The sequence below is a fragment of the Fictibacillus solisalsi genome (genome assembly GCF_900103485.1).
In the GTDB taxonomy this organism is placed as follows: Bacteria; Bacillota; Bacilli; order Bacillales; family Fictibacillaceae; genus Fictibacillus_C; species Fictibacillus_C solisalsi.
The window spans coordinates 25380-33359 of sequence record NZ_FNHW01000011.1 but is presented as its reverse complement, the minus strand read 5'-3'; the positions used below and the strand labels follow the sequence as shown (position 1 = coordinate 33359).

Here is a 7980-nt window from a genome sequence, read left to right as displayed (position 1 = left end):
ATTGTAAAATCCCTGACTTACCTGGCTTTTGTTTGGTTTTCAAAGAACATTTTGTTTCTGCCGCTCGTTTTGGCGACTTTATTAGAATACCATATTAGTATCTATTAAGTCAACCATTTTCTCTAAAAAGTTTTTCCAGAGATTCGCCTGCCGAACAGGCTTAACAAGAAGCTAAATAAATATACCACCTTATTATATGCAATGCAAGTGTTTTTCATAAAAAAATTATGTTTTTATAAAAAGACTTGAATTTTAAAGAAAAGAGCTGTTAAAAGTGATTCCACTTTTAACAGCTCTTTTACTGTATTGTTTTATTCTTCTGGATCGGTATCGCCGTCTTCGTCATGTACCTCAGTTTCGTTTGTTTCCACTTTTACTTCCGGTTCATCAGCGTCCGTTTCCATTGTTTCTTCGATGGCCTCATCAATGGCTTCATCCATTTCTTCTTCTTTATCGACCACGGCTACCGTAGCCACGTGGTTGCCTTCTTGCATGGAGATCAGCTTCACCCCTTGCGTATTTCGGCCCATGGAAGAAATGCCTTCCACATTCATGCGGATAAGTATGCCATCTGCCGTAATGATCATCAGATCCTGATCACTTGTAACGGTTTTGAGGGCAATGATATCGCCATTTCTTTCGGTAATGTTGGATGTTTTAATTCCTTTACCGCCGCGGGACTGCAATCGGTATTCTTCCATTGGCGTACGTTTGCCGTAGCCTTTTTCCGTGACAATAAGAACATCATGTCCTTCATCCAGAGCTTCCATGCCAACTACATAATCGTCTTCACCTAGGGTTACCGCTTTTACCCCGGCAGCTGTACGGCCCATGGACCTCACATCATCCTCCTTATAACGGATGGCCATTCCTTTGCTGGTTCCGACGATGATGTCCTTCTTGCCATCGGTCAGTTTGACGCCCATCAATTCGTCCTCATCGCGCAAGGTAATGGCAAACAAACCGCCTTTGCGTATATTGGCAAATTGGGATAGTGGTGAACGCTTGGTAATTCCGTGACGGGTCATGAAGTTGAGATACCAATCATCTTCAAATTCTTCCACTGGAATAACGGCGGAAATGGTTTCCCCGCGTTCCACCTGAAGCATGTTGATGATTGGAATTCCTTTTGCCGTTCTGCTCATCTCAGGGATTTCGTATCCTTTAAGACGATATACCTTCCCTTTGTTGGTGAAAAACAAGATCGTGTTATGGGAATTTGTGGTGAACAGGTGTTCCACGAAATCTTCATCCCCTGTGCCCATACCCTGGATGCCTCTTCCTCCCCGGCGCTGTGAACGGTACGTTGAGATCGGAAGACGTTTGATGTAGCCATTGTTGGTCAGGGTAATAACTACGTTTGTTCTTGGAATTAAATCTTCATCCTCGATCATATCAAAGCCAACCGTAATGTTGGTTCGGCGCTCATCCGCAAAACGCTCTTTGACTTCGGTGAGCTCTTCACGGATGATTTCCAGGATTTTTTCCTCGTCTGCCAGGATGGCGCGGAGTTCGGTAATTAAAGCAACAAGTTCATTATATTCATTTTCAATTTTATCGCGTTCCAGACCTGTCAGACGCTGCAGACGCATTTCAAGTATAGCCTGGGCTTGTTCAAAGCTCAGACCAAATCTTTCCATCAAACCTTCACGCGCAATCTCCGTTGTTCTTGATCCGCGAATCAACGCAATGACTTCATCCAGATGATCAAGCGCAATACGCAGGCCTTCGAGGATATGAGCCCGGGCTTCAGCCTTGCGTAATTCAAATTCGGTTCTTCTGCGTATAATGACCTGCTGATGTTTCAAATAATAATGCAGACATTCCTTCAGATTAAGAACTTTTGGCTGTCCATCGACAAGAGCAAGCATGTTGATTCCGAAGCTCGTTTGCAGTGCCGTATGCTTGTACAGATTATTTAACAGCACATTGGCATTGGCGTCACGGCGGACTTCAATGACGATTCTCATTCCGTTACGGTCGGATTCATCACGAAGATCCGTAATGCCGTCGACCTTTTTATCCCGCACCAATTCTGCAATTTTTTCTACCAGACGGGCTTTGTTTACCTGATAAGGAATTTCACTGACAATAATGAAGCTTTTGCCATTGGCTTGTTCTTCAATTTCCGCTTTTGCACGAATAATGATGGAGCCTCTTCCTGTCTGGTAGGCCTTTCTGATTCCTTCACGTCCAAGGATCTCACCTGCTGTCGGGAAATCCGGACCAGGAATAATTTCCATTAGCTCTGGAATCGAGATGTCAGGATTTTTACTCAGCTCAAGTACACCATCAATGACTTCCCCAAGGTGATGAGGAGGGATGTTTGTTGCCATACCGACTGCAATCCCCGATGTACCGTTAACAAGAAGGTTTGGAAAGCGGGAAGGCATAACGACAGGCTCTTTTTCCGATCCGTCATAGTTATCCTTGTAATCAATGGTGTCTTTATTGATGTCACGGACAATCTCCATGGCAATCTTGGACATTCTTGCTTCAGTATAACGCATGGCCGCCGCGGCATCGCCGTCGACGGATCCAAAGTTACCATGACCATCAACCAGCATATGGCGGTAGTTGAAATCCTGAGCCATACGGACCATGGTTTCATACACGGCAGAGTCGCCGTGCGGGTGATACTTACCGATTACTTCTCCGACGATACGCGCTGACTTCTTGTACGCTTTGTCAGCGGTCATGCCCAGGTCGTTCATGGCATAAAGAATACGCCGGTGAACTGGCTTCAGGCCATCCCGGACATCCGGAAGAGCACGGCTGACGATGACACTCATAGCATAATCCATAAAAGAAGTACGCATTTCCGAGCTGATATTTATTTCCTTCACCCGGGATTGATCTGCTTCAGACATTGATTCTAACCTCCATTTACTGCATGTTCCAATAACTTTTCACTGAAAATAAAGATCTATAAAAACCGTAAGAGAAACAGGGTGCCCCCTGTTTCCACTGTTGTTAAATATCCAAGTTTTTTACATAATGGGCGTTTTCCTGAATGAAATCGCGGCGGGGTTCAACCTTGTCCCCCATCAAAATATCAAAGGTTTCATCCGCTTCAATTGCATCCTTCAATTCAACCTGCAGCAATGTCCGCGTATCCGGATCCATCGTGGTTTCCCATAACTGTGTAGGATTCATTTCCCCGAGACCTTTATAACGCTGTACGCCAGGTTTCGGATTCTGCGGAAGCTCACCCATAATTCTTTCCATTTCTTTATCATTATAAGCATATTCGATCCGTTTTCCCTGCTGCACTTTGTATAAAGGCGGCTGGGCAATATAGACATAGCCATTTTCCACGATCGGCCGCATGTAACGATAGAAGAACGTCAGAAGCAGTGTGCGGATGTGCGCGCCGTCGACGTCGGCGTCCGTCATGATGATGACTTTATGGTAACGGGCTTTGGATATGTCAAAGTCTTCCCCGATCCCGGTGCCAAGTGCAGTAATGATGGCGCGGATCTCGTTGTTTGAGAGAATTTTATCCAGCCGTGCTTTCTCTACGTTAATGATTTTACCCCGCAATGGCAAAATAGCCTGGAAGTGACGGTCACGTCCCTGTTTGGCCGATCCGCCCGCTGAGTCACCCTCAACGATGTACAGCTCGGAGATGCTGGCATCCTTGGATGAGCAATCGGCAAGCTTTCCTGGAAGAGAAGAAACCTCCAGCGCACTTTTTCTTCGGGTTAATTCACGCGCTTTTTTGGCGGCCACACGGGCACGGAGCGCCATCATGCCTTTATCTACAACTTTACGTGCCACATCTGGATTCTCCAGCATAAAGGTGGAAAACTGTTCAGAAAATAGTGACTCGGTAATCGTTCTTGCTTCAGAGTTGCCGAGCTTTGTTTTCGTTTGACCCTCAAACTGCGGATCCGGATGCTTGATGGAGATGATCGCCGTCAATCCTTCACGTACGTCGTCACCGGAAAGGTTTGTATCACTGTCTTTGAACATATTGTTCCGGCGGCCATAATCGTTAATCACACGGGTCAGGGCCGTTTTAAAACCGGATTCATGCGTACCGCCCTCGTGTGTATTGATATTGTTGGCAAACGAATAAATGTTGCTTGTATAGCTGTCGTTATACTGCAAGGCAATCTCAAGGGAAATGCCTTCTTTCTCGCCTTCAATGAAGATCGGCTCATGAATCGCTTCACGTGAGCGGTTGATGTGCTCAACGTAGGACTTGATTCCGCCTTCATAGTGGTATTCCTGTACAACAGGTTCTTCTTCACGTTTGTCGGTGGCGACGATTTTAATGCCGCGGTTCAGATACGCCAGTTCCCTGATCCTCTGGGACAGGGTCGCAAAATCATACTCAGTCGTCTCAGAGAAGATTTCTTTATCCGGCACAAAATGAATTTTTGTACCTCTTTCTTCGGTTTCGCCAATCACTTTAAGATCAGCGGCTGGAACCCCTCTATGATATTGCTGGTAATGGATCTTTCCATCACGGTAAACCGTAACATCCATTTCACTGGACAAAGCGTTTACAACGGAAGCACCAACCCCGTGCAGGCCTCCGGATACTTTGTATCCTCCACCGCCAAATTTACCACCGGCATGAAGAACCGTCATAATAACCTCTACGGCCGGACGGCCCATCTTTTCCTGGATCCCGACCGGAATTCCCCGTCCGTTATCGGTTACAGTGATGCTGTTGTCCTTTTCAACCGTTACTGTAATCTCGTCACAGTAGCCGGCAAGCGCTTCATCAATGGAGTTATCGACAATTTCCCATACGAGATGGTGCAGTCCTTTCACATTGGTGGAGCCGATATACATACCCGGGCGTTTGCGGACAGCTTCCAGTCCTTCTAATACCTGAATATCACTTTCATCATAATGCTGTTCTAATTGTTGATCAGTACTCATTTTTTCTTCACCTACATTTCGGTTTCGGGAACAATTTCAAACTTTTTCCTGTCTTACTTGACGTACCAGCTATGGGCAAAATCAATCCGTTCTCCTGCCCGCTTTTTTAGCGTGATTGAGGATAGAGGGGAGATATAGACATGTTCTTTTGTAATGATGACGGATTTGGGATGATGGTTGGTATGGCATAAGTTCACCATGCTTTTTTTTTCTTTATGCTGTCTTAAAAAGGCACTCATTAATTCCGAGCTCTCAAGCGCACGGTAATCCAGAATAGCCACAATTTCCTTTTGCTGAATAACCGCTTCCTCGCCAATATGCAATAACATAGTCCACCTCACCTTATCCGTTCAATTGCACCTGTTTCAACATGGTACGTTGCTGCTTTATCGAGCGTTTCATGGTGTATGCCTTCCACGCTTGTTGTGGTGACAAAGGTTTGTACTTTGCCTTGTATGGTATTTAGCAAATGAGATTGCCGGTAGTCATCAAGTTCTGATAATACATCATCCAGCAGGAGCAGCGGATACTCTCCGACTTCTGAATGAATAAGATCAATCTCTGCTAATTTGACCGACAGCGCCGTAGTTCTCTGTTGGCCCTGTGAACCGAACGTCTGTACATCTTTCCCATTCACATGAAAGAGCAGATCATCGCGGTGCGGGCCGAACAAAGAGGTGCCGCGTTCTATTTCTCTATCTTTTATTTTAACAAACTTTTCTTCATATGCTTCTATCATTTTCGACAATTCTTGCTCTTCACATACCTCTACAGTCGGTTTATATATCACTTCCAGACGTTCCAGCCCTCTGGAGATGCCGTGGTGTATGGGATCGGCCCAGTTTTGGAGGAGTTTCATGTAACTCACCCGCTTTTCCGTTACCCGTGCCGCCGCCTGTATCAGTTGTTCTGTCAAAATATCAAGCATGACCGTATTTTCTTTGGATCGGCTGCGCTGCATGTCCCGCAAAAGTGAATTGCGCTGGGCCAGAACCTTTTGGTATTGCGATAAATAATGAAGATAGACAGGATTAACCTGTCCGATCTCCATATCAATAAAACGACGTCGCACCTGGGGACTCCCTTTGACAAGATTCAAATCCTCAGGTGCAAACATGACGACATTTAACGCCCCTATATAGTCAGTCAATCTCCGCTGTTCCAGTCCATTGACTTTTGCTTTCTTGCCTTTTTGTGAAACGACCAGGCTTAAACTGAATGGTCCGGTCCTTTTTTGAACCCGTCCTTCTATTTTAGCATATTCTTCGTCCCAGTAGATTAATTCTTTATCACGGGGGGTTCTGTGGGATTTTGCCATGGCCAGAACATAGATGGCTTCCATCACATTTGTTTTCCCCTGAGCATTCTCACCTAAAAACACATTGACCTTGTTTTCGAAATCAAGATGCTGGGATGAATAGTTTCTGTAATTTCTTATGTCCAATTGTTCAATATACAACGGGATACCCCCATTTATCTGGATACAGTGATCTCGCCCAATTCAGGAACAGAGACTTTATCTCCCTCGTAAAGCTTTCTTCCCCGGCGGTTTTCCCGCTCACCATTAACCAGCACTTCATTTTCTTCTAAATACCATTTTACCATTCCCCCGCTTGAGATGGCATCTACATGTTTAAGCAGCTGCTGCAGAGTAATGTATTCAGTCGTTATTTGCACGGTTTCCATCATAACACTCCTTTTCAGACTAGTATTCTCTATTTTCAACCCTTTATGAAAGGCATAAAAGCTGCCGGAGAACCAGCAGCTTTTTTATCGTTGTCTTGCTTGAATTTTTAATATGTTCGGACAGGCAGGATAAGCTGTTTGACGATTTCGTTGTCCACCGGAGTAATTAAGAACGGTCTCATCGCACCCGTGAACAGGACCTTAATCTCTGAACAGTCCATTGCTTTTAGTGCATCAATCATATATTTCGCATTGAAGGAAATTTTGAGTTCTTCTCCTTCCATGGATTCCGTGACGACATGCTCGTACACTTTACCGATTTCTGGAGAATTAGATGAAATTTCAACGGTATGATTATCGATGGTGGCAAGTTTCACCACATTGTTTCGTCCTTCACGGGCAAGAAGGGACGCCCGATCAATGGCCTGAAGAAATTCTTTCGTCGATAAACCCAACGTCGTTTTGCTCTCACTTGGAAGCAATTTGCTTGTATCCGGATAATTTCCGTCAAGCAGTCTTGAAAAGAATAACGTATTTTTTGTTTTAAATAAAACCTGATTGTCTGTAACAACAATTTGCACAAGCTCTGCAGATTCCTCAACAATTTTGGACAATTCATTCAAGCTTTTTCCTGGAATCACCACGTTTTGAAATGAAAGTCCTTCTGTATTGCTTTCAATTCTTGCCGTCCTTTGTGCAAGGCGGTGGCTGTCTGTTGCTACACAGCTGAGAACATTGTCTTCAAGGTTAATGTTCACACCAGTTAATATAGGACGTGTTTCTGACGTGGACACCGCAAAGACAGTTTGTCTGATAATTTGGCGAAGCAGATCTCCTTGGATACTGAACACATTTTGTTCTTCAATCTGCGGAAGGCGTGGATATTCTTCAGGATCCAGACCAACAAGGCTGAATTCGGAAGCTCCAGAGCGGAGTTTTGTTTCAAAACGCTCTCCTACTTCAATTTCTACGGTATCATTCGGCATTTTTTTTACGATTTCGGAAAAATATCGTGCCTGAAGAACAATGCTTCCTGGTTTTTGGACCTCAAGATTGACTTCCCCATTCTCTTCCATGGGAATCAGGCGTTCAATGGAAATATCGGAGTCACTTCCAGTCAGTGTCATCCCTTCACTGTGAACCACCATTTTTATACCCGTCAAAATCGGTATCGTTGTTCTCGAAGAAACAGCCTTCATTACATCCTGTACACCTTCAATTAGCTGGCTTCGGTTAATCTGAAATTTCATGATCATCCCCCTGAATATTTTACTTATTGGATTCGGTTATATTATTAATTTTTTTAAATAAAAAACAGTCGTAGTAATAGTAGGGCCTGTGAATCTGTGGATAAGTATGTGAGATGCAAGGAAAGGCAGCCTATCCACATGTGGACAG

6 protein-coding genes are annotated in these 7980 nt (G+C 44.6%); all 6 read right to left on the bottom strand.

The window, feature by feature from the left end; genetic code table 11:
* Window positions 1-311: 311 nt before the first annotated feature.
* The 6 genes from gyrA to dnaN all read right to left on the bottom strand — a co-directional run bounded on the left by gyrA (window position 312) and on the right by dnaN (window position 7832).
* The gene (gene gyrA, locus BLT53_RS24270) at window positions 312-2870 is read right to left on the bottom strand and encodes a DNA gyrase subunit A (protein ID WP_090239909.1); all 2559 of its coding nucleotides are present in this window, start codon (window positions 2868-2870) and stop codon (window positions 312-314) included.
* Window positions 2871-2973: 103 nt separating this feature from the next.
* Window positions 2974-4896 carry a DNA topoisomerase (ATP-hydrolyzing) subunit B gene (gene gyrB, locus BLT53_RS24265; protein ID WP_090239907.1) on the bottom strand — a complete coding sequence of 641 codons (1923 nt, stop codon included), beginning with the start codon at window positions 4894-4896 and terminating at the stop codon, window positions 2974-2976.
* Window positions 4897-4949: 53 nt separating this feature from the next.
* Window positions 4950-5225 carry an extracellular matrix regulator RemB gene (gene remB, locus BLT53_RS24260; RefSeq protein WP_090239904.1) on the bottom strand — a complete coding sequence of 92 codons (276 nt, stop codon included), beginning with the start codon at window positions 5223-5225 and terminating at the stop codon, window positions 4950-4952.
* Window positions 5226-5233: 8 nt separating this feature from the next.
* A complete protein-coding gene (gene recF / locus BLT53_RS24255) occupies window positions 5234-6355 on the bottom strand; it encodes a DNA replication/repair protein RecF (RefSeq protein WP_090239899.1) in 1122 nt (373 codons plus the stop codon).
* A 14-nt stretch (window positions 6356-6369) separates the two neighbouring features.
* Window positions 6370-6582, bottom strand: coding sequence for a S4 domain-containing protein YaaA (gene yaaA / locus BLT53_RS24250; RefSeq protein ID WP_090239897.1), 213 nt, complete (start codon window positions 6580-6582; stop codon window positions 6370-6372).
* Between the two features lie 107 nt (window positions 6583-6689).
* A complete protein-coding gene (gene dnaN / locus BLT53_RS24245) occupies window positions 6690-7832 on the bottom strand; it encodes a DNA polymerase III subunit beta (protein WP_090239895.1) in 1143 nt (380 codons plus the stop codon).
* Window positions 7833-7980 lie beyond the last annotated feature (148 nt).

Excerpts from the sequence above, each read along its gene's own strand:
- gyrA (WP_090239909.1), bottom strand. The coding sequence starts at position 2,870 with ATGTCTGAAGCAGATCAATCCCGGGTGAAGGAAATAAATATCAGCTCG.
- gyrB (WP_090239907.1), bottom strand. The coding sequence starts at position 4,896 with ATGAGTACTGATCAACAATTAGAACAGCATTATGATGAAAGTGATATT.
- remB (WP_090239904.1), bottom strand. The coding sequence starts at position 5,225 with ATGTTATTGCATATTGGCGAGGAAGCGGTTATTCAGCAAAAGGAAATT.
- yaaA (WP_090239897.1), bottom strand. The coding sequence starts at position 6,582 with ATGGAAACCGTGCAAATAACGACTGAATACATTACTCTGCAGCAGCTG.
- dnaN (WP_090239895.1), bottom strand. The coding sequence starts at position 7,832 with ATGAAATTTCAGATTAACCGAAGCCAGCTAATTGAAGGTGTACAGGAT.